At 59.6% G+C, this 20,525-nt stretch carries 21 protein-coding genes; 18 read left to right on the top strand and 3 right to left on the bottom strand.

The features are described from left to right. The first annotated feature begins 248 nt into the window (after positions 1 to 248). From dnaG to LVY75_25760, 7 genes are all read left to right on the top strand, one after another. Positions 249 to 2,225 carry a DNA primase gene (dnaG, locus tag LVY75_25790; GenBank protein ID XAZ22203.1) on the top strand — a complete coding sequence of 659 codons (1,977 nt, stop codon included), beginning with the start codon at positions 249 to 251 and terminating at the stop codon, positions 2,223 to 2,225. Further along, positions 2,225 to 4,090 carry a DNA helicase RecQ gene (gene recQ / locus LVY75_25785; GenBank protein ID XAZ22202.1) on the top strand — a complete coding sequence of 622 codons (1,866 nt, stop codon included), beginning with the start codon at positions 2,225 to 2,227 and terminating at the stop codon, positions 4,088 to 4,090. Before dnaG ends, recQ begins: the two co-directional genes overlap by 1 nt. Positions 4,091 to 4,165: 75 nt before the next feature. After that, the gene (locus tag LVY75_25780; protein XAZ22201.1) at positions 4,166 to 4,627 is read left to right on the top strand and encodes a cupin domain-containing protein; all 462 of its coding nucleotides are present in this window, start codon (positions 4,166 to 4,168) and stop codon (positions 4,625 to 4,627) included. 61 nt (positions 4,628 to 4,688) lie between these two features. After that, positions 4,689 to 5,417 (top strand): class I SAM-dependent methyltransferase, encoded by a 729-nt coding sequence (locus LVY75_25775; protein XAZ22200.1) that lies wholly within the window; start codon positions 4,689 to 4,691, stop codon positions 5,415 to 5,417. Between the two features lie 67 nt (positions 5,418 to 5,484). Then, the gene (locus LVY75_25770) at positions 5,485 to 6,672 is read left to right on the top strand and encodes a glycine C-acetyltransferase (GenBank protein XAZ22199.1); all 1,188 of its coding nucleotides are present in this window, start codon (positions 5,485 to 5,487) and stop codon (positions 6,670 to 6,672) included. Between the two features lie 22 nt (positions 6,673 to 6,694). Further along, positions 6,695 to 7,732, top strand: coding sequence for an L-threonine 3-dehydrogenase (gene tdh, locus LVY75_25765; GenBank protein ID XAZ22198.1), 1,038 nt, complete (start codon positions 6,695 to 6,697; stop codon positions 7,730 to 7,732). A 10-nt stretch (positions 7,733 to 7,742) separates the two neighbouring features. Continuing rightward, positions 7,743 to 8,090, top strand: coding sequence for a GFA family protein (locus LVY75_25760; GenBank protein XAZ22197.1), 348 nt, complete (start codon positions 7,743 to 7,745; stop codon positions 8,088 to 8,090). Between the two features lie 9 nt (positions 8,091 to 8,099). On the opposite strand, the gene LVY75_25755 is transcribed toward LVY75_25760, so the two are convergent. Next, the gene (locus tag LVY75_25755) at positions 8,100 to 8,642 is read right to left on the bottom strand and encodes a L,D-transpeptidase family protein (protein ID XAZ25829.1); all 543 of its coding nucleotides are present in this window, start codon (positions 8,640 to 8,642) and stop codon (positions 8,100 to 8,102) included. Between the two features lie 57 nt (positions 8,643 to 8,699). Continuing rightward, the gene (locus LVY75_25750; protein ID XAZ22196.1) at positions 8,700 to 9,209 is read right to left on the bottom strand and encodes a hypothetical protein; all 510 of its coding nucleotides are present in this window, start codon (positions 9,207 to 9,209) and stop codon (positions 8,700 to 8,702) included. Positions 9,210 to 9,583: 374 nt separating this feature from the next. On the opposite strand from LVY75_25750, the gene rpoD reads away from it, so the two are divergent. The 8 genes from rpoD to LVY75_25710 all read left to right on the top strand — a co-directional run bounded on the left by rpoD (position 9,584) and on the right by LVY75_25710 (position 17,183). Then, complete coding sequence (gene rpoD / locus LVY75_25745; GenBank protein XAZ22195.1) at positions 9,584 to 11,638, top strand: RNA polymerase sigma factor RpoD; 2,055 nt, start codon at positions 9,584 to 9,586, stop codon at positions 11,636 to 11,638. A gap of 248 nt (positions 11,639 to 11,886) precedes the next feature. Continuing rightward, positions 11,887 to 12,180, top strand: a complete 294-nt coding sequence (locus tag LVY75_25740) for a GYD domain-containing protein (GenBank protein XAZ22194.1) — start codon at positions 11,887 to 11,889, stop codon at positions 12,178 to 12,180. A 91-nt stretch (positions 12,181 to 12,271) separates the two neighbouring features. Next, the gene (locus tag LVY75_25735) at positions 12,272 to 13,030 is read left to right on the top strand and encodes a DUF930 domain-containing protein (GenBank protein XAZ22193.1); all 759 of its coding nucleotides are present in this window, start codon (positions 12,272 to 12,274) and stop codon (positions 13,028 to 13,030) included. A gap of 48 nt (positions 13,031 to 13,078) precedes the next feature. Further along, a complete protein-coding gene (locus LVY75_25730; protein ID XAZ22192.1) occupies positions 13,079 to 14,200 on the top strand; it encodes a DUF930 domain-containing protein in 1,122 nt (373 codons plus the stop codon). 103 nt (positions 14,201 to 14,303) lie between these two features. Further along, positions 14,304 to 14,465 (top strand): hypothetical protein, encoded by a 162-nt coding sequence (locus LVY75_25725; GenBank protein XAZ22191.1) that lies wholly within the window; start codon positions 14,304 to 14,306, stop codon positions 14,463 to 14,465. Between the two features lie 47 nt (positions 14,466 to 14,512). Continuing rightward, a complete protein-coding gene (locus tag LVY75_25720) occupies positions 14,513 to 15,310 on the top strand; it encodes an aminoglycoside 3'-phosphotransferase (protein ID XAZ22190.1) in 798 nt (265 codons plus the stop codon). Positions 15,311 to 15,410: 100 nt separating this feature from the next. Beyond that, the gene (locus LVY75_25715; protein XAZ22189.1) at positions 15,411 to 16,211 is read left to right on the top strand and encodes an AraC family transcriptional regulator; all 801 of its coding nucleotides are present in this window, start codon (positions 15,411 to 15,413) and stop codon (positions 16,209 to 16,211) included. Between the two features lie 84 nt (positions 16,212 to 16,295). Continuing rightward, entirely contained in the window at positions 16,296 to 17,183 is an 888-nt protein-coding gene (locus tag LVY75_25710) for a DMT family transporter (GenBank protein ID XAZ22188.1), read from the top strand. Here LVY75_25710 and LVY75_25705 read toward each other — a convergent pair. Next, positions 17,180 to 18,043, bottom strand: a complete 864-nt coding sequence (locus tag LVY75_25705) for an AraC family transcriptional regulator (GenBank protein ID XAZ22187.1) — start codon at positions 18,041 to 18,043, stop codon at positions 17,180 to 17,182. The two genes, LVY75_25710 and LVY75_25705, sit on opposite strands and share 4 nt — an antisense overlap. 135 nt (positions 18,044 to 18,178) lie before the next feature. On the opposite strand from LVY75_25705, the gene LVY75_25700 reads away from it, so the two are divergent. The 3 genes from LVY75_25700 (at position 18,179) to LVY75_25690 (ending at position 20,484) form a co-directional block, all read left to right on the top strand. Further along, positions 18,179 to 19,114 (top strand): phytanoyl-CoA dioxygenase family protein, encoded by a 936-nt coding sequence (locus LVY75_25700; GenBank protein ID XAZ22186.1) that lies wholly within the window; start codon positions 18,179 to 18,181, stop codon positions 19,112 to 19,114. Positions 19,115 to 19,291: 177 nt separating this feature from the next. Continuing rightward, a complete protein-coding gene (locus tag LVY75_25695; GenBank protein XAZ22185.1) occupies positions 19,292 to 19,690 on the top strand; it encodes a DUF427 domain-containing protein in 399 nt (132 codons plus the stop codon). Between the two features lie 137 nt (positions 19,691 to 19,827). Continuing rightward, a complete protein-coding gene (locus LVY75_25690) occupies positions 19,828 to 20,484 on the top strand; it encodes a hypothetical protein (GenBank protein ID XAZ22184.1) in 657 nt (218 codons plus the stop codon). The last annotated feature ends 41 nt before the right edge of the window (positions 20,485 to 20,525 follow it).

The raw sequence follows: 20,525 nt of genomic DNA, 5'->3' as shown, positions 1-20,525 counted from the left end.
AACATATTGTTTCTAACTGTTATTTTGTTGTTACAGCTTTCGGCAAAATTGATATCGGCGACCTCTCCCGACTTGGAAAATGTCAAAAATGTCGCACCCCCTGTGAGGGTCCGATAACAGGTTGTTGAGTGGCATTGGCAGGCATTTGTGACAATCTCTCGCGCCCTGTGAAAAGCGGGATTTACGGCAGAAGTTTCGTGGCGCGGCGCGGCAAAGCTGCTTATATGGATGTTCTGCAAGAGGTAGAGATGCGCTTTTCCCCCACCTTCCTGGACGATATCCGCGACCGCGTTCCCATTTCGAACGTGATTGCGCGGCGTGTGAGCTGGGACAAGCGCAAGACCAATGTGTCGCGTGGCGACTATTGGGCCTGCTGTCCGTTCCATGGCGAGAAATCGCCGAGCTTCCATTGCGAAGATCGCAAGGGCCGCTACCATTGCTTCGGCTGCGGCGTTACCGGCGATCATTTCCGATTCCTCACCGAGCTCGAGGGCCAGAGTTTTCCCGAGGCGGTGCAGACGATTGCCGATATGGCCGGCGTGCCGATGCCGGTTGCCGATCCGCAGATGGAAAGGCGGGAGAAGGAGCGCACCTCGCTTCTCGATGTCATGGAAATGGCAACGCAGTTCTTTCAGGATCAGTTGCAGACGGCCAATGGCGCCCGTGCTCGCGCCTATCTGCGCGATCGCGGCCTGACGGGGCGTACGATCGAGACATTCCGGCTCGGTTTTGCGCCTGACAGCCGCAATGCGCTGAAGGAATTCCTGGCCGGCAAGGGTGTCAGCAAGGAGCAGATCGAGGCTTGCGGCCTTGTCGTGCACGAGAACGTGCCTGTTTCCTATGACCGGTTCCGCGACCGCATCATGTTCCCGATCCTGTCTTCGCGCGAAAAGGTCATCGCCTTCGGCGGGCGCGCCATGTCGCCGGATGCGCCGGCGAAATATCTCAATTCCAATGAGACCGAGCTCTTCCACAAGGGCAACGTGCTCTACAATTTCGCGCGGGCGCGCCGCTCGATGCAGGGCGCGAATGGCGAAGGCACGATCATTGCCGTCGAAGGCTATATGGACGTTATCGCGCTGCATCAGGCAGGCGTCGAAAACGCCGTCGCGCCGCTCGGCACGGCGCTGACCGAAAACCAGCTCGATCTGCTCTGGAAGATGACGTCGCAGCCGGTGCTCTGCTTCGATGGCGACGGCGCCGGCATTCGTGCGGCCAACCGCGCTGCCGATCTGGCGTTGCCGCACCTGAAACCCGGACGCAGCGTGCGTTTTGCCCTGCTGCCCGATGGCAAGGATCCGGACGATCTCGTCAAGCACGAGGGCAGGGCCCCGTTCGACAAGGTCATGGCGCAGGCCAAGCCGCTCTCGGAAATGCTCTGGGATCGTGAAGCCCGCAGCGGAAAGTTCGATACTCCGGAAGCGCGCGCCGAGCTGGAAGCGCGGCTGAGACAGCTCGTCGCGGTGATTGCCGACGAGAATGTGCGCCGCCACTACCAGCAGGACATGCGCGACCGGCTGAACAGCTTCTTCCAGCCGCAGTTCCAGAATCGCGGAGGCGGCGAACGGCGCAATTTCGGCGGCGGCAATTTCCGTGGACAGAAGGGCAGTGCTCCTGCAGGGCCTCGTACCCCCGTTGCTGCATCGGATCGCCTGACCCGCTCGGGCCTCGTGCGCGGCCATCAGGACAATGCGGCGCTGAGAGAATGCGTGCTCGCGCTGACCGTGATCAATCATCCGTCGCTGATGCTCGACGACTACGACGAGATTGCCGCCATCGACTACGACAATCGCGAGCTTCAGAAGCTGTGGTCGGCGATGCTGGGCGCGGCCGCCGTCGTTGCCGGGCCGCATTTGACGCGCGACTATCTCCTGGAATGCCTCGACGTTGCGGGTTTTGCGCCGCTCCTGAAAAACCTCGACCAGCAGGTGCGCAATGCCCGGCTCTGGACGGCAACGGAGGAGGCAGCGATGGAAGACGCGCGCGAGGGTTACCGCCAGGCGCTTGCGTTCCACAAGCGCGCCAAGGATCTGCGCTGGCAGAAGATCGAGCTGGAGCGCGACATTGCCCAGGCGACCGAAGCTGGGGATGATTCCGAGATAGACCGCCTGATGCGCGCCTCGCAGGAAGTGCATTATGAGGCGTTGCGGCTGGAAAACCAGGAAGCCATCATCGACGGTTTCGGTGTGCTCTCGGGCCGCGTCAAGGGCGCTGCGAGCCACTGATGTCGCAGGCCGAGCAAAGCGAAACATCCTTCTCCGCATCCGATGCGCTGTTTTCAAGTGCGGCCAAGCCGCTCGACGTGCTGAAGCGCGTTTATGGCTATTCGGCCTTTCGTGGCAGGCAGCAGGAAGTGGTGGAGCATGTCGTTGCTGGCGGCGATGCGGTTGTGCTCTTTCCGACAGGTGCGGGCAAATCGCTCTGCTTCCAGATCCCGGCGCTTTGCCGCGCGGGTCTCGGCATCGTCGTTTCGCCGCTGATTGCGCTGATGCGCGATCAGGTGGAGGCGATGAAGCAGCTCGGCATTCGGGCCGCGGCGCTGAACTCCTCCATTTCGCGTGAAGAATATGTCGCCATCCGTCGCGGTATTTCCTCCGGTGATCTTGACCTGCTCTATGTCACGCCCGAGCGCATCCTCATGGATGGGTTCCGCGAACTGATCGGTAGCGCGAAGATTGCGCTCTTTGCCATCGATGAGGCCCATTGCGTTTCGCAATGGGGTCATGATTTCCGGCCGGAATATCGCGAACTCGGCAAGCTCGCCGAGCAATATCCAGGCGTCCCGCGTATTGCGCTGACGGCGACGGCCGATCCGCATACGCGGGAAGACATTATCGAGCGGCTGATGCTCGATAATGCCGCGGTCTTCACCACAAGCTTCGACCGACCGAATATCTCCTATGAAATCGTCGAGCGGGACCAGCCGCGCCAGCAGCTCCTGCGCTTTCTCTCCGGCCACAAGGGCAATAGCGGTATCGTCTATTGCCTGTCGCGAGCCAAGGTGGAGGAGACGGCGGACTGGCTGAACACGCAAGGTATCCGGGCGCGGCCCTATCATGCCGGCATGGATCGGGCGCTGCGCGATGCCAACCAGGATGCGTTTCTGAAGGAAGAAGAGCTCTGCCTGGTTGCGACCGTCGCCTTCGGCATGGGCATCGACAAGCCGAACGTGCGTTATGTCGCCCATCTCGATCTGCCGGGCTCGGTCGAGGCCTATTATCAGGAGACGGGCCGCGCCGGGCGTGACGGCCTGCCGTCCGAGGTGTGGATGGCCTATGGCATGGCCGATGTGATCCAGCGCCGGCGGATGATCGACGAGGGTAGCGCGGCCGACGAGATCAAGCGCATCGAACGCGGCAAGCTGAATGCGCTGCTGGCGATCTGCGAGACGGCCTCCTGCCGGCGGCAGGCAATCCTGGCGCATTTCGGCGAAGCGCATGGCGGCAAATGCGGCGGCTGCGATACTTGCCTGAAGCCGGTCGAGACCTGGGATGGGACGGAAGCGGCGATCAAGGCGCTGGCGGCGATCTACCGCACCGGCGAGCGTTTCGGCGCCGGCCATGTCATCGATGTGCTTGTCGGCAACGTCAACGAGAAGACGGAACGCTTCCGCCATGTCGATATGCCGGTTTTCGGCGCAGGCAAGGACATTGCTGTTCGTACCTGGCAATCGGTCTATCGCCAGCTGATGGCGATGGGGCTGATCCGCGTCGATCATGAAGCCTTCGGCGCCCTGAAACTCGAACCCGAGGCGGGGGCCGTTTTCAAACGCGAGCGCGAAGTCTTTTTCCGCAAGGACCGCGCTCCCTCGGAGCGAAGAGCAAAGAAAACCGAGCGCGCGGAGCGCAGGACCGGGCTTTCGGGGGCGGATGGTTCGCTCTTCGAAGCGCTGAGAACCGAGCGTATGTCGATTGCCAAGTCGCTCGGCGTGCCGCCCTATGTCGTCTTCCCGGATACGACGCTGATTGCCTTTGCCACCGAGCGGCCGCGCAGCCGCAAGGAGTTGCTTGGCATTTCCGGTGTCGGCCAGTCGAAGCTCGAGCGCTACGGCGACGCCTTCCTCGATATTATTCTCTCCCACGACGAATAGTCCGGTTGCACGTACCTTCCGCTGCAATCTGCACGGATCTCTGCTAGGGTCGTTTCAGAGTTTGGGGGAACTTCAATGGCACATTTCAACAGAGCAGTCGCATCACTGCCCGGGCGCGAGCGGATTGCCAGACATCCGCATGGTGGGCAGGTGTTCATTCATGCAACGGCGGAGGAAACCGCCGGTGCTTACGGCATATGGGAGACCTTTTCGGCACCAGGCACCGGCCCGTCGCGGCATATGCACACACGGGAGACGGAGGTTTTTCGCGTCATCGAAGGGAACTACCGTTTCTGGTGCGGCAACGAGATGATCGAGGCGCCCGTCGGCTCCGTCGTCGTGCTGCCGCCGAATGTTCCGCATCATTGGCGCAATGTCAGCGATGGCATGGGCCGGATGATGGGCTTCGTCACGCCTGGTGGGTTCGAGCATTTCTTCGTTGAGCTCGAACGGGCTGGTGCGGCGACCCCTGAAGCGATCTTGCCGATCCAGAACAGGTTCGGCCTCGTTGAGATCGGCGACGGTCCTGATCCTTAAGATGCCCGATCCTTGAGATCATGATGGGTGGTATCCTATAAGTACCGTCCGGAGGATTATCATGAGCCAGAATATCTATGATACGGCGGAGTTCTTCGCCGGATATAGCACCATGCGCCGCTCGATCGAGGGGTTGGAGGGCGCCGCCGAATGGCCGGCGGTCCGCACTCAATTGCCGGAGCTCGCAGGGAAACGCGTTGTCGATCTCGGCTGTGGCTTCGGCTGGTTTGCGCGCTATGCCCGCTCGGTGGGTGCTGCAAGCGTCCTCGGCCTCGACATATCCGAGAACATGATCGGCCGCGCGAGGGCGGATACGCATGATGAGGCGATCACCTATGGGATCGGTGATCTCGAAGAGCTGGAACTGCCGGAAACCTCATTCGATTTCGCGCATAGTTCGCTCGCCTTTCACTATGTCAAAAATTTCGAGCGGCTTGTCGCCACGGTTTATCGGGCGCTCGTTCCCGGTTCACGTTTCGTCTTTACGATCGAGCATCCGATCTTCATGGCGCCGCGCAATGCCGGCTGGAGCACGGATGCCAATGGGCAGCGCATATGGCCGCTGGACAGCTATGCTATCGAAGGAAGCCGCACGACGGATTGGCTCGCCAAGGGTGTCGTCAAGCAGCACCGTCGTCTCGGCACCACGCTCAATACGCTGATATCTTCGGGTTTCACCATTCGCCATGTCGAGGAATGGGCGCCGAGCGAGCAGGATCTGGCCGAGCATCCGGAATGGGTGGAAGAACTCGACCGGCCGATGTTTCTGCTTGTCGTGGCCGAGCGTTGAACAAGACAAGCCGGTGGCGATGTGCTAACCGACGCTTAGACGGGAAACATCAAGAGAAGGGCTCTCAATGACCTCGAATTTCCTCTCGCATCTGCGCGGCGAACTGGCTGCGCTGAAGGATGCTGGCCTCTACAAGTCCGAACGTGTCATCACCTCCAAGCAGGCCGGCGAGATCGCCATTGCCTCGGGCGAGCGGGTGCTGAATTTCTGCGCCAACAACTATCTCGGCCTCGCCGATAATGAGGAGCTCGCGGAAGCCGGCAAGAAGGCGCTCGACCACTATGGCTACGGCATGGCCTCGGTTCGCTTCATCTGCGGAACGCAGGAAGAGCATAAAGAACTCGAGGCGCGCATTTCCTCCTTCCTCGGCATGGAAGACACGATCCTCTATTCCTCCTGTTTCGACGCCAACGGCGGCCTGTTCGAGACGTTACTCGGTGAAGAGGACGCGATCATTTCCGATGCATTGAACCATGCCTCGATCATCGATGGCGTGCGTCTCTCCAAGGCCAAGCGGTTCCGTTACGCCAACAATGACATGGCGGCTCTGGAAGAAGAACTGAAGAAGGCCGAAGGCAGCCGCTTCAAGATGATTGCGACCGATGGTGTCTTCTCGATGGATGGCATCATCGCCAACCTGCAGGGCGTCTGCGATCTCGCCGAAAAATATGGTGCGATGGTCATGGTGGATGACAGCCACGCCGTAGGCTTCGTCGGTAAGCATGGTCGTGGCTCGCCGGAATATTGTGGCGTCGAAGGCCGTGTCGATATCATCACGGGTACGCTCGGCAAGGCGCTTGGCGGTGCATCGGGCGGTTATACGTCGGCCAAAGCCGAGATTGTCGAGTGGCTGCGGCAGCGCTCGCGCCCCTATCTATTCTCCAACACGCTGGCGCCTGTTATCGCGGCGGCCTCGCTCAAAGTCTTCGACCTCATCGACAATGGCGATGCGCTGCGTGAGCGGCTCTCTGCCAATGCAGCGCTGTTTCGCACCGAAATGACCAAACTCGGCTTCACGCTTGCCGGCGAGGGGCATCCGATCATCCCGGTCATGTTGGGAGATGCGAAACTCGCACAGGATATGGCAGCGCTCATGCTGAAGAAGGGCGTCTATGTGATCGGCTTCTCCTTCCCGGTCGTGCCGAAGGGGCAGGCGCGTATCCGCACGCAGATGTCGGCGGCGCATTCGAAGGCGGATGTCGAGCGGGTGATTGCGGCCTTTGCCGAAACCGGCCGCGAACTCGGTGTTATCTGAGAGCCTTGAGGAGAAAAAGATCATGTCCAACATGATGAAAGCGCTGGTCAAGGCGAGGCCGGAAGTCGGCCTCTGGATGGAGAATGTGCCGGTGCCGGAGGTCGGCCCGAACGACGTGCTGATCCGGGTGAAGAAATCGGCGATCTGCGGCACGGACGTGCACATCTGGAACTGGGACCAGTGGGCGCAGAAGACCATCCCGGTGCCGATGGTCGTCGGCCATGAATTCTGCGGCGAGATAGCGGAGATCGGCTCTGCCGTCACAAAATATCATGTCGGTGAACGTGTCTCGGGTGAAGGGCATATCGTCTGCGGCAAGTGCCGCAACTGCCGCGCGGGCAGGGGGCATCTCTGCCGCAATACGCTCGGCGTCGGTGTCAACCGCCCGGGCTCCTTTGGCGAATTCGTCTGCATCCCGGAAGCCAATGTCGTACCGATCCCGGACGATATTCCGGATGAAATTGCGGCGATCTTCGATCCGTTCGGCAATGCCGTCCATACCGCTCTCTCCTTCGATCTCGTCGGCGAAGATGTGCTGGTCACCGGTGCGGGGCCGATCGGCATCATGGGCGCGCTCGTTGCCAAGCGTTCCGGCGCACGCAAGGTCGTCATCACAGACATCAATCCGAACCGGCTCGATCTCGCCCGCAAGCTCGGCATCGACTATGTCGTCGATGCATCCAAGGAAAACCTTGCCGATGTGATGAAGGCGATCGGCATGACCGAAGGTTTCGATGTCGGCCTCGAAATGTCGGGTGCGGCACCCGCCTTCCGCGACATGATCGACAAGATGAACAATGGCGGCAAGATCGCCATTCTCGGCATTGCGCCTGCTGGTTTCGAGATCGACTGGAACAAGGTCATCTTCAAGATGCTGAACCTCAAGGGCATCTATGGACGCGAAATGTTCGAGACCTGGTACAAGATGATCGCCTTCGTACAGGGCGGCCTCGATCTTTCGCCGGTCATTACCCATCGCATCAAGATCGACGAATTCCGCGACGGGTTCGAGGCGATGCGCTCGGGCAATTCCGGCAAGGTCGTGATGGATTGGATGTGAGGGGACAGGAATGAAATACGAGGGAAGCTGTCACTGCGGCAATATCGCCTTTACGGTCGAAGGCGCGTTTACGGAAGCGGTCGACTGTAACTGCTCGCTCTGCCGTCGGCGCGGCGGATTGCTGGGTTTCGTGCCGCGGGAGAAGCTGCATCTGGCGGTGCCGGAAGAAAACCTCTCGACCTATACGTTCAACAGTCATGCCATCAAACATCACTTCTGCGCCAAGTGCGGCATCGCGCCCTTCGGGGAAGCAACGGCGCCCAATGGCATGGAGATGGCATCCGTCAATCTGCGCTGCATTCCAGCGCTCGATCTGTCTGCCCTGACGGTGAATGCATACGATGGGCTGTCGCGTTAGGTCGGCGGTTCAGGGCGTGATCTCTATGGGCGTATGATCGGGGACGCGTGCCCAGATATCGCGCATCTCCTGGTCGGTGACGGCAATGCAGCCATCCGTCCAATCCCAAAGCAGGTGCATTGTCTGAAGGAAGCCCCAGCCATTGGGAAGGCCGTGGATCATGATATCGCCGCCGGGAGGATTGCCCTTCAACTCGGCATTCTGTCGATCGGCCGGATTGGGGTAGGAGATATGCAGACTGAGATGCGCCATGGACCGGGGATTTCGCCAGTCGATCTCATAGCGGCCTTCCGGTGTCTTCTCGTCGCCTTCCCGTTGCTTTGGGCCCTCATCGGCAGCGCTTCCAAGAGAAATCCGATATGTCGAAAGAGGAGTCTCATCTCGGAGGAGAACCATGCGGCGTTCGGATTTATAAACGCGAATGAGGTCGGCTCGTTGCTCCAAGGGCGCATCCGGGGGCGGCGAACCTGAACCGATCTTGGCCATGACTTTCATATAGGCGAGCACGCCGAGGGCGACGGTGGCTGAAATGATCAACTTTCTTCTGAACATCACGATCCCAATCCTTGAGCTGACGAAATCGCCACACCGCTTTAGCCGAATGCCACGTCAGTAGTTGAGCAGGATCTGCCCGATGGGATCGCGTATTCTGATGACCAGCAGCTTCGCGGTATATGTGTCGGACCCGTTGAAGAAGTGAAATTTACGCTCACGGCCTATTTCCGTGCTGAATTGCTGATTGCCGAAGGAGCAATCGGAGGCGCATTCGATTTTCAGCTGACTTCCGCGATCGGGTGATTTCGAGAAGTCCGTAATGCTCAGCGAATGTATTGGTCCGATGTCCTTGACCAGTTCGCAGGTCTTGCCGTTATAGCAAGTGGCGGACCCAGCTATCGGATCGCGATCTGCGAACAAAATCCCGAAGCTGATTGTGCTGCTGGTATCCTCGGGATAGCCGCTTGCCGGGAAGACGGCGAACAACGCGATAAGTGCAAGCAGAACCGGAGCGGAATTCGCCATAATCGTGCGCGCCTCTTTTTTGCAACTCATGTTGGCGATTTGCGAAGAATCTATGGCGTACTGTTGGAGCGAGTTGCGGTTCTTCCAGTGTTTGCGCAAAAGCCCTTGTCTTTTGCCGGTGACATACTAGATAAGCTTCGCAATCGCTGGCGCGGTTCAAAGCCTGTGGATAAGGCTTTTTCCGGGTTTTCGGTGGCTTTTTTTCTGGAAAAGCTTGACGAGAACAAATTTTGTGGGAATCACCGTTCCACTTGAGCGGTGAACTGGGTCAAGGCGGATCGCACAACCATGGCCGGAAATCCAATGGCAATGAAGTTTTGCTGTCCGATGCCGGCAATCGTGGTTAATCAGGCTTTAAATGTCATCCCGTTAGGTGGGGTATAGGTGATTCGAGGCCGGCGCGCACGTGCCAGGCCACGACAGGGCCATTCACCGCAGCGAGTATGAATAGCGTCAGGAAGGCGACGATATAAATGGCAACGAAGGTCAAAGAGAACGAAGAAGCGGAAGTCGAACGCGACGGCGCAAGCGACGGCCCTCTTCTCGATCTTTCCGATGACGCGGTCAAGAAGATGATCAAGGCCGCCAAGAAGCGCGGCTATGTGACGATGGACGAGCTGAACGCCGTCCTCCCTTCCGAAGAAGTGACGTCCGAACAGATCGAAGACACGATGTCTATGCTGTCGGACATGGGCATCAACGTCATCGAAGACGAAGAAGCCGAGGAAGCCGGCGCTTCCGGTAGCGATGACGACGACAGCTCCGACAGCGAAGACGGCGAGGGCGGCGAGCTTGCGCCTTCCAGCGGCACCGCGCTTGCGACCGCCAAGAAGAAAGAGCCGACCGACCGTACCGACGACCCGGTGCGCATGTATCTGCGCGAAATGGGTTCCGTCGAGCTTCTGTCGCGCGAAGGCGAAATCGCCATCGCAAAGCGCATCGAGGCCGGCCGCGAAACGATGATCGCAGGCCTCTGCGAGAGCCCGCTGACGTTCCAGGCGCTGATCATCTGGCGCGACGAACTGAACGAAGGCACGACGCTGCTGCGCGAGATCATCGATCTCGAAACCACCTATTCCGGTCCGGAAGCCAAGGCTGCCCCGCAGTTCCAGAGCCCCGAGAAGATCGAGGCCGACCGCAAGGCTGCCGAGGAAAAGGAAAAGACCCGGCGCGCCCGCTCTGGTGACGACGACATCACCGATGTCGGCGGCGAAGGCATGCCTCCTGAAGAGGAAGAAGAGGACGAGGACGAATCCAACCTCTCTCTTGCCGCGATGGAAGCCGAGCTGCGCCCGCAGGTCATGGAAACGCTCGACATCATCGCCGAGACCTACAAGAAGCTGCGCAAGCTGCAGGACCAGCAGGTCGAGCAGCGCCTTGCCGCCACCGGCACGCTGTCTTCCGCCCAGGAGCGCCGCTACAAGGAGCTCAAGGACGAACTGATCAAGGCCGTGAAGTCGCTGTCGCTCAACCAGAACCGCATCGATGCGCTGGTCGAGCAGCTCTACGACATCAACAAGCGCCTCGTTCAGAACGAAGGCCGCCTGCTGCGTCTGGCTGAATCCTACGGTGTCAAGCGCGACAGCTTCCTGGAACAATACCAGGGCGCTGAACTTGATCCGAACTGGATGAAGTCGATCGGCAATCTGGCCGCTCGCGGCTGGAAGGAATTCGCCAAGAGCGAAAACACGACGATCCGCGACATCCGCCAGGAGATCCAGAATCTCGCGACGGAAACCGGCATCTCGATCTCGGAATTCCGCCGCATCGTGCACATGGTGCAGAAGGGCGAGCGCGAAGCGCGTATCGCCAAGAAGGAAATGGTCGAAGCGAACCTTCGCCTCGTCATCTCCATCGCCAAGAAGTACACGAACCGCGGTCTGCAGTTCCTCGACCTCATTCAGGAAGGCAATATCGGCCTGATGAAGGCGGTCGACAAGTTCGAATACCGTCGCGGTTACAAGTTCTCGACCTATGCGACGTGGTGGATCCGCCAGGCGATCACCCGCTCGATCGCCGACCAGGCCCGCACGATCCGTATTCCGGTGCATATGATCGAAACGATCAACAAGATCGTTCGTACCTCGCGTCAGATGCTGCATGAAATCGGCCGCGAGCCGACGCCGGAAGAACTGGCCGAAAAGCTCGCCATGCCGCTCGAAAAGGTCCGCAAGGTCCTGAAAATCGCCAAGGAGCCGATCTCGCTCGAAACCCCCGTGGGTGACGAAGAGGATTCGCACCTCGGCGATTTCATCGAAGACAAGAACGCGCTGCTGCCGATCGACGCCGCCATCCAGGCGAACCTGCGCGAGACGACGACCCGCGTTCTGGCATCGCTGACGCCGCGCGAAGAGCGCGTCCTGCGCATGCGCTTCGGCATCGGCATGAACACCGACCACACGCTCGAAGAGGTCGGCCAGCAGTTCTCGGTCACCCGCGAACGTATCCGACAGATCGAGGCGAAGGCGCTGCGCAAGCTCAAGCATCCGAGCCGCTCGCGCAAGCTGCGCTCGTTCCTGGACAGCTGAGCGTTTTCACGCATCCAACGACCGATACCAGAACCCGGCCAGCCTTGCTGACCGGGTTTTTCTTTGGTTTCAGTCACTACAAATGAGCCTTTCGGGCTATTGCTAAGCCGGATTGATGGCTCGCTTTTTGTTGTCGCCCTGTGGTGATGGGCCTATAATTTCCCTCGCGGGGGAATTGAGCGGTCGCAGCATGCGAACGGTTTCGCAAGCCTGCTTGGATGACCATGGCCTCCGCCGGGAGGTGTAACATGACCACTTACATTCTCATGATAAACTGGACGGATCAGGGCATCCGCAATGTGAAGGAATCTGCCAAACGGCTCGATGCGGCAAAAGCTCTGATGGGCAGCTTGGGCGGCTCCTTCGAGCGCTTTTATCTCACCATGGGCGAATATGACATGGTGGCTATTTGCGAGGCACCCGACGACCGGGTGATAGCGCGATTTACGCTATCGCTTGGCATGGGCGGCAATGTGCGCACGAAAACCTTGAAGGCATTTTCGGAAGTGAATTATCGCGACATCATCGCGTCGCTCGCATAGATCAGGATGGTCGATAAGTGGTGATGAGCCAGATATGGCGTTGTGGCTGGTCCGCAGCGCTGGCAGTGTCGCTGCGCCTTGAACCCAGAGCATGGACTTGCCTTCGATGGAACATGCCGGCCTGTTGCAGAGAGGAAGATTCGATCCGGCCTGGCCGGCATCGCTCGCACTGCATCTTGCCATCATCGCAATCCTGCTGGCATTCCTGCCCGACGTGAAGCCGCTCAGGGCGCCGCCGGAGGAGAGTGTCGACGTCGAGGTCGTATCACCGCCGCCTGCCACCGCAATTCCCGTTCCGCAGCCTGCGGCCCTGTCGCCGCCGCAAAGCCGTGGGGACAGCGGAAGTCCGGCGGATGGGGACATCCTGCCGTTGATGCCCGAGACGGCGTCCAGAGAGGTGCTTCCGTCTGCGCCGGCGCTGGCGAAGCCGGCGGTATCAGGTCCACCGCCGCTGATGCAGGCGACGGAACTCTTTTCCGCAAAAACACTCGGCAGCCCGCGCAGCCGCAACGCACGTCAGCTGCTTGGCACGCTGTCCGGTGAGGAGCGCAATCTGCAGCTCTGCAACCTCGAAGCGCTGGAGCAGGTCAACCGTTCCCGTCCGGGATCGGTGCCCGATCTCGTGGCACCTTACGCCATGAAGCCGGAGAAGGTGAGGGGCAACAGCATCGAGGTGGATGGCGGGGCTTTCCGAAGCAAGCGGAACTGGTTCAATATCCGCTTCCATTGCGAGGTGGATCCCGCGGGAAAGACTGTCACCGCCTTTGCCTTTGCGATTGGCGATGCCATTCCGAAGGACCTGTGGCAGGAGCACAATCTGGTGGCCGAGGATGGCGAGGCCGATCAGTGAGTCCGCTGCCAACAGTCACGAAGGTCATCATCACAAGGTTTTTTCCATTTGTGGCTTGATGCTGCCGGTTTTAAAGGCCACATCGCTGCTGTGACAGAAGAAGAAGTCGAACCGGCAGATACCGATCACGAGACGGAACACCAGGAGCCCCGCGCTCGCTGGGGTGTTATCGCGTCCGTGCTGGTGCATGTGCCCATCGTCGCGCTGTTGATTTTCGGCCTCCCTAAGATCCAGGCGCAACCCGCCGAGGACGAGAGCGTGAAGGTCGAGCTCGTGCCGCCGCCGGAAGAGAAGAAGGAAGACGAGAAAAAGCCGGAGGAAAAGCCAAAAGAGGAAAAGAAACCACAGGAACAGGCAAAGGCCGAACCACCGCCACCACCACCGCCACCAGCACCGCCTCCTTCTCCGTCGCCACCGAGTCTGCCTCCACCTTCGTCCGAGAAGCGGGCGGGCGGGAGTTCACCTGTTTTCGAATTTGGAGACAAGAACACCGGCCCGATGAAGTCCGTGAATGGAAACGCCTCGGAAGGAGAGAAAAAGGATACACCGGTTCCTCCACCGCCTTCGCCTCCGCAGCCACCGGAAGAGCAGACAGCGGAAGCTACCAGTACGTCTCAGCCGCTTGAGCAGCCCGCCGGAAATCCGGTTCCAAAAGAAATAGAACCGCCGCAGATCGCTGCTGCCGATACACATTCGGAACGCGACGCGCCTGCCGCTGCGACAACCGAAGAGGTGAAGACCAGTTTCGAACCCGAAAAGCCTTCGGTGCCCAAGAAGCCCGCACTGCAAAAAGATCAAGTGTCGAAGGCGCCATTGCCCGAGGTAAAAACGTTGTTTTCGCAGAATATGACGGACGATCAGATTGCGCAGACGGCAATGGGTAACATGCAGCGCGGCGAGCGCATGAACCAATTATGCAGGTCAGAACTCGATCAGCAGATAATTCATGAGAATCCGAGATTTCGGGGTGCCGAGCTACCGTCATATTCGCTAACCAACGAAACTGTTATCGAAACGAGGAAGGGGGCCTTTTTCAAGAGCGGAAAATGGTACAACGTACAGTTCCGATGTGAAGTGGATCCCGACGCAAAGAGGATACTGTCGTTTGCATTTAAGTTCGGTGGGCCGCTTCCCGAGAGCCAGTATCCGATTTACAACTCTCGCCGATAGCTGTTCGCTAGCCTTGCTTCATTCGCGCAACAGCCACACGCAAGGCATCATCTCTATCGTTTCCCCATAGCCGTTATGGTACGGTAGCGAAGGGACACATGATATGTCGAACGAGATCGAGCACTTCTTCGAGCGCCAGGAAGAAGCTGTCAGCCTGTTGTTTCTGGAAAACAAGGCAGACGAGCTGACCGATATTCTGGTCGCGGCTCTGGAAGAAGCTTTCGAAATTCTCGCTGAAAGCGCGCCGGTCGGAACCTTTCACTAAGGCCGTCACCCAAGCTCCCGACGGAGCCTTTTCCCCCAGGGATCATCATGGTCGTTCGGCTTCAGGAAGATGGCAGGCTGCCGGCCTCGCTCCGGAACCGTCTCGGCGGCTATGAATGGCGGCGGGACGCTCTCGGGCGGTCCTCGGCCTGTGTTTTTCGTCTGGAGGGCGAAGGGCGTCCGGGGCTTTACCTGAAGGTCGAAGAGGCCGGACCGTTTTGCGAGCTCGCCGACGAAGCCGAGAGACTTGTCTGGCTTCGCAGCCAGGGCCTCGATTGCCCTGAAGTCATTGCCCATGAGAGCGACGGAGAGCGCAATTTTCTTCTGATGACGGCGCTGCCGGGCGTGGATCTCGTCACTGCCGCAACGCTGTTGCCTGAAGAGCGCATCGAGATCCTCGCCTCTGCGCTCAGTGCGCTCCATAGCTTCGATATCAATGCCTGTCCGTTCGATCATCGGCTGGAGAAGCGCCTCGCGGCCGCTGCAGCGCGCATGCGCGCCGGCGTCGTCGACGAAACGGATTTCGACGAGGAGCGGCTCGGCAAGAGCGCCTTCTTCCTCTTCGGCGAATTACAGCGGCTGCGGCCGGAAAGCGAAAATCTCGTTATAACGCATGGCGATGCGTGCCTGCCGAATTTCATGGCGGCGGGCGGTCGATTCGCCGGTTACATCGATTGCTGCCGCCTCGGTGTTGCCGACCGCTATCAGGATGTCGCGCTCGCCTGCCATAGCATCGGCTATAATTTTGGCGAGGAATTCGTGCGGCTGTTTCTCAATGCCTATGGCCTTTCGATCATCGATCCTGTGAAGATGGACTATTATCAGCTCCTCGATGAGTTCTTTTAGAACTCCTGTTTTGGCGCAATTCCGCACGCGAAACTGCTGCCCATTCTGGGCTTGCTAGGCTCGCTGCCGGCTGGCACAGTCGGGCGCGAAGGAGTTTGCCATGGCCGCCAGCCAGTTCAGGATGCTGCGTTCGTCCGTGCCCGGCGTGGAGGCGGTGGTGGCGACATCAGGCCATCGTTTCGCGCGCCACACGCATGAGCAGTTCGGCATTGGCCTCATCTTTTCCGGGGCGCAGAAATCGTTGAGCGGGCGCGGCATGGTCGAGGCGGAGGCCGGCGATCTTATCACCGTCAACCCGAACGAGATTCATGACGGCGCGCCGATCGGCGAGGCGCGCTCCTGGAGCATTCTCTATTTTGATCCTGCGGTGATGGAGGGGCTTGCGCGCGAGGTTGCAGGAGGCGGGACCAATCGGTCGGAAATTCCGCGCCCTGTCATTCACGACAGGCTGCTCGCTGATCGATTTCGCGTGCTGTTTTCCGCTGTGACCGGGGATGGGGAAGGGATGCGCTGCGAGGAGCTGCTCCTGTCGGTCATTGCCGATGCCTTGCGGGAAACCGCGATGACGGAGGGGCTGGCCATTGCACCGCATTCCATTGTCCATGCGCGTAACATGATCGATGATGATCCGGCGGGCGAGATCTCGCTTTCCGATCTGGCACGGGAGAGCGGCCTCAGCCGGTTTCAGGTGCTGCGCGCCTTTGCGCGGGCAACGGGTTTCACGCCGCATGCCTATCACGTTCAGGCCCGCGTGCACCTTGCCCGGCGGCTGATCGCCGGTGGTGCGGCCCTGGCGGAGGCCGCAGCGGAAAGCGGCTTTGCCGACCAGAGCCATATGACGCGCGCCTTCGTTTCCCGCTATGGCCTGACGCCCGGCACCTATGCGCGCGGGCATTCCTGATCGCTTGCCTGTTCCCTTGCAATTTCGTTCAAGACCCCTGGCCTTTCAGCCTGTTTGCTTGCCCCGTCTCGAAAGGAGCGGCAGATGAGCAGGGAATTTCAAGGTTATATCTATCTCACATTGGCCATGACGACGGTCGGCAGTACCGTTGTCGCCAGCAAGGTCATTGCTTCCGGATTGCCGCCTTTTACGGCGACGGCCCTGCGTTTTGCGGTGGCCTTTCCCTTCTTCCTCTTCCTGATGCGATGGACAGGATCGCGGCTGTTACGGCTTTCCGGACGGGATTGGCTGATCCTCGTCACGCAGGCCGGTGCTGGGAGCGTGGGCTACACGACGCTGTTGATTTCGGGCCTGTCGCTGACATCGGCGGCCAATGCCGGCGTCATCATCGGCACGCTGCCGGTCGTCTCGGCGGCAATCTCCATTCTCGTGCTTGGCGAGAGGCCGCAGCGCTTCCTGCTTCTGGCAATCGGGCTGGCTGCAGCCGGCGTCTTTTCCATTGCCTTCTCGCCGGCTGCCGGCAGCGGGTCTCTCGTCGGTGACATGCTGATTTTCGGCGCGGTCATCTGCGAGGGGCTGTTCATCCTGCTCAACAAGCGGCTTGGCACGTCGATCCCGCCATTGACGCAGTCGGCGCTGATGACGGCCATCGGCTTCGTCGTTGCGGGTGTGCCCGCCTTGTTTGAGCATCATGATATCGGCATCGCCTCGCAGCCCGCTCTGCTTGCGGTCGTCTATTACGCGCTGGTGCCGACTGTCGGCGGCTTCATCCTCTGGTATGCGGGAGCGGAGCGCGTCAGTGGCGCGGAGGCCTCTCTGTTTACGGCTGTTGCGCCGGCAACAGCCGTCATTTTTGCCTTCCTGGTTCTTGGAGAGGCGGTTGGTTCCAACCAGATTTTCGGGATTGCCTGCGTTCTGGCCGCGGTCATAGGCCTTGGCCTCGCCAGCCTGCGGCGAACGGCCAAGGTTTAAGCGGGGCGGAAGACGTTGCGGTATTGCCGCGGCGTCATTCCGGTTTGCGTCCTGAACTGCCTGTTGAAATTGGCAAGCGAACTATAGCCGACGGCATCGGCGATATGGCCGACGGGCTGGACCGTGGCCGAAAGGCGGGCGCAGGCATCGCCGATGCGCATGCGGATCAGGTAGTCCGAGAAGGTGGTGCCGGTATGGCGGCGGAAGAGCCTGTGCAGGCCCGAGACGCTGAGGGCAGCTATATCGGCAAGTTCTTCCAGCGCGATCGTGCGGGCATAGTTCAGATGCACATGAGTAAGCACCCTGTCGATCCGTTCACGGCTCTCCTGCAACTCACGGCTTTGGCCGGGTGTACTGGCAAGCGGAGATGCCTGCCGGTCTGCGGCAATGGCGCCGAGGATGTTAAAGAGCAAGAGCAGCCGTTCGGCCGGGGGCTTTGCGAAGATGGCTTCGATATTGCTGCGGACGGCAGCGGCCGCTTCCTTCGAGAAGTGCAAGCCGCGATCTGCACGAGCAAGCATTGCTTCGACGGGGCGCAGTTCCACCGCGCCTGATGTCATTTGCCGCATCCAGTCCGGGTGGAACCAGAGCACGAGGGCGATATGCGGGTTTGCCTCGTCGTATTTGGCCCGCGATACCCAGGTGTGTGGCAGGTTCGGCCCGACGAGCACGAGGTCGCCGTCCTCATATTCCCCCGTGTGATCGCCGATGAAGCGCTGGCCGATGGAGTTCAGCGTCAGCGTCAGCTCGAATTCGGGGTGGTGGTGCCACTGGAAGGGGATCGCGTCATCCAGCCGCCGGTTCAGCATGCTCCAGGAGCTGTCGGCGTGGCGTGGCAGGATTTCGAGATACGGCCTCATCAAGCGCCTCTCAGATAATTGACGCCAGAATAGTATCATATTTTGCCAAGCTGACACAACATGAGTTGCGACGAGCCGCTACACTCTCTCCATCGCCTGAAACAACAGGAATGGATCAAATGATGGGAGGATCTCATGGAACTGGCAGTGAAACGCGACGCTCATCCGACGGCCTCGTCGGTCACCACGCAGCTCAAGGACATCAAGAAGAGACTGCCGCTGCGCGTGCTCTCGGAAGCGGACTGGCAGCACTGGACGACGAAGGGCTATGTCATCGTTCGCCAGGCCGTTCCTGCAGCCAATGTCGAGCGGCTTGCGGAGGTGCTCTGGCGTTTTGACGAGAAGGATCCGAACGATTCCTCCACCTGGTATGCGCCGCAGCGCCGTGAGCACAAGATGAAAGAGCTCAACAATACCGGCATGCTGGAAATCTATAATCACCAGGCAATGTGGGATAACCGGATGGAGAAGCGCGTCTATGACGTCTTCGTCGATATCTGGGACCGCGAAGACCTGTGGGTGACGATCGACCGCGCCAATCTCAACCCGCCGAAGAAGGTCAAGGGCAATCCCAACGGCTTCATCCACTGGGATGTCGATACGTCCATCCGACCGATGCCGATCGGCGTGCAGGCAGTCCTGAGCCTGAAGAAGCAGGACGGCGATGTCGGCGGCTTCCAGTGCGTACCCTATCTCTTCGAACATTTCGACGAATGGGTGAAGACGCAGCCCGAGGACCGCGATCCGATGCATCCTGATATGACCGGCCTTTCAACTGTCAATATCGACATGGAGCCGGGTGACCTGATGATCTTCAACTCGCTGCTCGCCCATGGCGTTCGCCCGAACCATGCGGAGAACCGTGTGCGCATGGCGCAATATATCTCCATGCATCCGGCCGAATACGATAACGCCGAAGAGCGCGAAGAGCGCATCCGCCTGTGGCGGGAGCTCGATCATCCGAAGCGCGATGCCTTCCCCGGCGATCCGCGCGAATGGGAAAAGCACAATGCCAAGACCGCCGAGCTGACGCCGCTCGGCCGCAAGCTGCTCGGCCTCGACCGCTGGTAAGCAGATAGCAGATCACAAGCCGCGGAGGTCAACGTCTCCGCGGCTCTTTCCGCATCGTCGATGCGCACATCTGCGGCTTATGAAATCGGCCGAACGAGAATGGTCGCGCAGCCTCTTGGGATGGTCGCTTGCACACCCTATCTCTTTCGGAGAGATATCAATCCGGAGATGACGTCCATGTCAGGCAAGCCGATTAAGATTCCCGGGCCGGATCATCCGATCACCGTCGAACACAATCCCTCCCGTGTCGTCGTCAAGCTCGGCGGGCGCGTGATCGCGGATACGCATGATGCGCTGACCCTGCGCGAGGCTTCCTATCCGCCGGTGCAGTATATTCCACGCAAGGATGTGGATATGTCGCTGCTGGAGCGCACCGAGCACGAGAGCCATTGCCCCTATAAGGGAGATGCCTCCTATTACAGCATTCGTGATGGCGGCGAGCGTTCGAAGAATGCGATCTGGACCTACGAGGCGCCCAATCCCGCCGTAGCCAACATCAAGGACCATTTGGCCTTTTACCCTGACAGGGTCGATTCCATTGAAGAGCTGCCGTCGCCCGAAGCAGGCCAGTTCTAAGGTATAACCAGACTTCCACCTATGACCTACGCATCAGTCAAATGACGATGGATGCGTAAGCGTATTGGGTTAATATGAATACCCTTCAGGTTGCAGTATCTTTGCCGCGCGCGGGGTATTGCAGACCCGGGGGCCTTATGAAACTCGACCAGGTGGAGCTTCGTTCCGAAGTATTGGATATCCGCATCGTAGAGAGCATCGGCGATGGTTCTTTCAATTTTGAGTTCGATGTCTTTCGCAGTGACGGATATGTTCTGATCCTGCTGGAAATACTGGCGGGAAGGGGTGATTTCCTTGTTCAGGGTTTCAGTGAAGAAAATAGCGCCGCCACATCCCTCCGGAGCCGGCAAAGGGTCTACATATTAAGACCGGTCGACGCTACTCGCAGGATTGCTGTAGGCATGTTTGCAGCCGTCAACAGCAAGGTCCGGGCGACGATCGCCTGCTTCAAGCGGAAGATCGTCGATACATCCGAGGAATTGTCCTGTCCTCTGTGCCGAGCGCTTTCCAAGCTGCTGGTCGCATCCGCACTTTCCTGGATGGGCATTCCATCTCCCGACATTCTGGATAGGGTCGAGATTTCGACGGCCCCCACTGTCGAGCAGATGAGGAATCTTCTTGGTGGTGCAGCGACCTTAGGCAGTTCGCAAAATGAGCTGCTCGCTCTCATTGGTCCGGATTTGCGTATGGCAATCCTTGACGTCATGGAAGAGACCATGTGGCTGCTCGATATGCGCGACCAGCTCCATACTGCGGCGTGCCAGATGGTCGGCTGCTGTCCGCGCTCGACTTGATGCGGCAATTGCGCATCGGAGCTTATTGCGGTTGACATGGA

The organism is Sinorhizobium sp. B11 (assembly GCA_039725955.1).
GTDB lineage: Bacteria > Pseudomonadota > Alphaproteobacteria > Rhizobiales > Rhizobiaceae > Rhizobium.
The sequence above is the reverse complement of the archived record's forward strand: the minus strand, read 5'-3'. Positions and strand labels throughout refer to the sequence as shown.

Excerpts from the sequence above, each read along its gene's own strand:
- LVY75_25740 (XAZ22194.1), top strand. The coding sequence starts at position 11,887 with ATGACCACTTACATTCTCATGATAAACTGGACGGATCAGGGCATCCGC.
- rpoD (XAZ22195.1), top strand. The coding sequence starts at position 9,584 with ATGGCAACGAAGGTCAAAGAGAACGAAGAAGCGGAAGTCGAACGCGAC.
- LVY75_25710 (XAZ22188.1), top strand. The coding sequence starts at position 16,296 with ATGAGCAGGGAATTTCAAGGTTATATCTATCTCACATTGGCCATGACG.
- recQ (XAZ22202.1), top strand. The coding sequence starts at position 2,225 with ATGTCGCAGGCCGAGCAAAGCGAAACATCCTTCTCCGCATCCGATGCG.
- tdh (XAZ22198.1), top strand. The coding sequence starts at position 6,695 with ATGTCCAACATGATGAAAGCGCTGGTCAAGGCGAGGCCGGAAGTCGGC.
- LVY75_25755 (XAZ25829.1), bottom strand. The coding sequence starts at position 8,642 with ATGTTCAGAAGAAAGTTGATCATTTCAGCCACCGTCGCCCTCGGCGTG.
- dnaG (XAZ22203.1), top strand. The coding sequence starts at position 249 with ATGCGCTTTTCCCCCACCTTCCTGGACGATATCCGCGACCGCGTTCCC.
- LVY75_25770 (XAZ22199.1), top strand. The coding sequence starts at position 5,485 with ATGACCTCGAATTTCCTCTCGCATCTGCGCGGCGAACTGGCTGCGCTG.
- LVY75_25705 (XAZ22187.1), bottom strand. The coding sequence starts at position 18,043 with ATGAGGCCGTATCTCGAAATCCTGCCACGCCACGCCGACAGCTCCTGG.
- LVY75_25695 (XAZ22185.1), top strand. The coding sequence starts at position 19,292 with ATGTCAGGCAAGCCGATTAAGATTCCCGGGCCGGATCATCCGATCACC.
- LVY75_25735 (XAZ22193.1), top strand. The coding sequence starts at position 12,272 with ATGGACTTGCCTTCGATGGAACATGCCGGCCTGTTGCAGAGAGGAAGA.
- LVY75_25715 (XAZ22189.1), top strand. The coding sequence starts at position 15,411 with ATGGCCGCCAGCCAGTTCAGGATGCTGCGTTCGTCCGTGCCCGGCGTG.
- LVY75_25725 (XAZ22191.1), top strand. The coding sequence starts at position 14,304 with ATGTCGAACGAGATCGAGCACTTCTTCGAGCGCCAGGAAGAAGCTGTC.
- LVY75_25720 (XAZ22190.1), top strand. The coding sequence starts at position 14,513 with ATGGTCGTTCGGCTTCAGGAAGATGGCAGGCTGCCGGCCTCGCTCCGG.
- LVY75_25780 (XAZ22201.1), top strand. The coding sequence starts at position 4,166 with ATGGCACATTTCAACAGAGCAGTCGCATCACTGCCCGGGCGCGAGCGG.
- LVY75_25760 (XAZ22197.1), top strand. The coding sequence starts at position 7,743 with ATGAAATACGAGGGAAGCTGTCACTGCGGCAATATCGCCTTTACGGTC.
- LVY75_25700 (XAZ22186.1), top strand. The coding sequence starts at position 18,179 with ATGGAACTGGCAGTGAAACGCGACGCTCATCCGACGGCCTCGTCGGTC.
- LVY75_25690 (XAZ22184.1), top strand. The coding sequence starts at position 19,828 with ATGAAACTCGACCAGGTGGAGCTTCGTTCCGAAGTATTGGATATCCGC.
- LVY75_25775 (XAZ22200.1), top strand. The coding sequence starts at position 4,689 with ATGAGCCAGAATATCTATGATACGGCGGAGTTCTTCGCCGGATATAGC.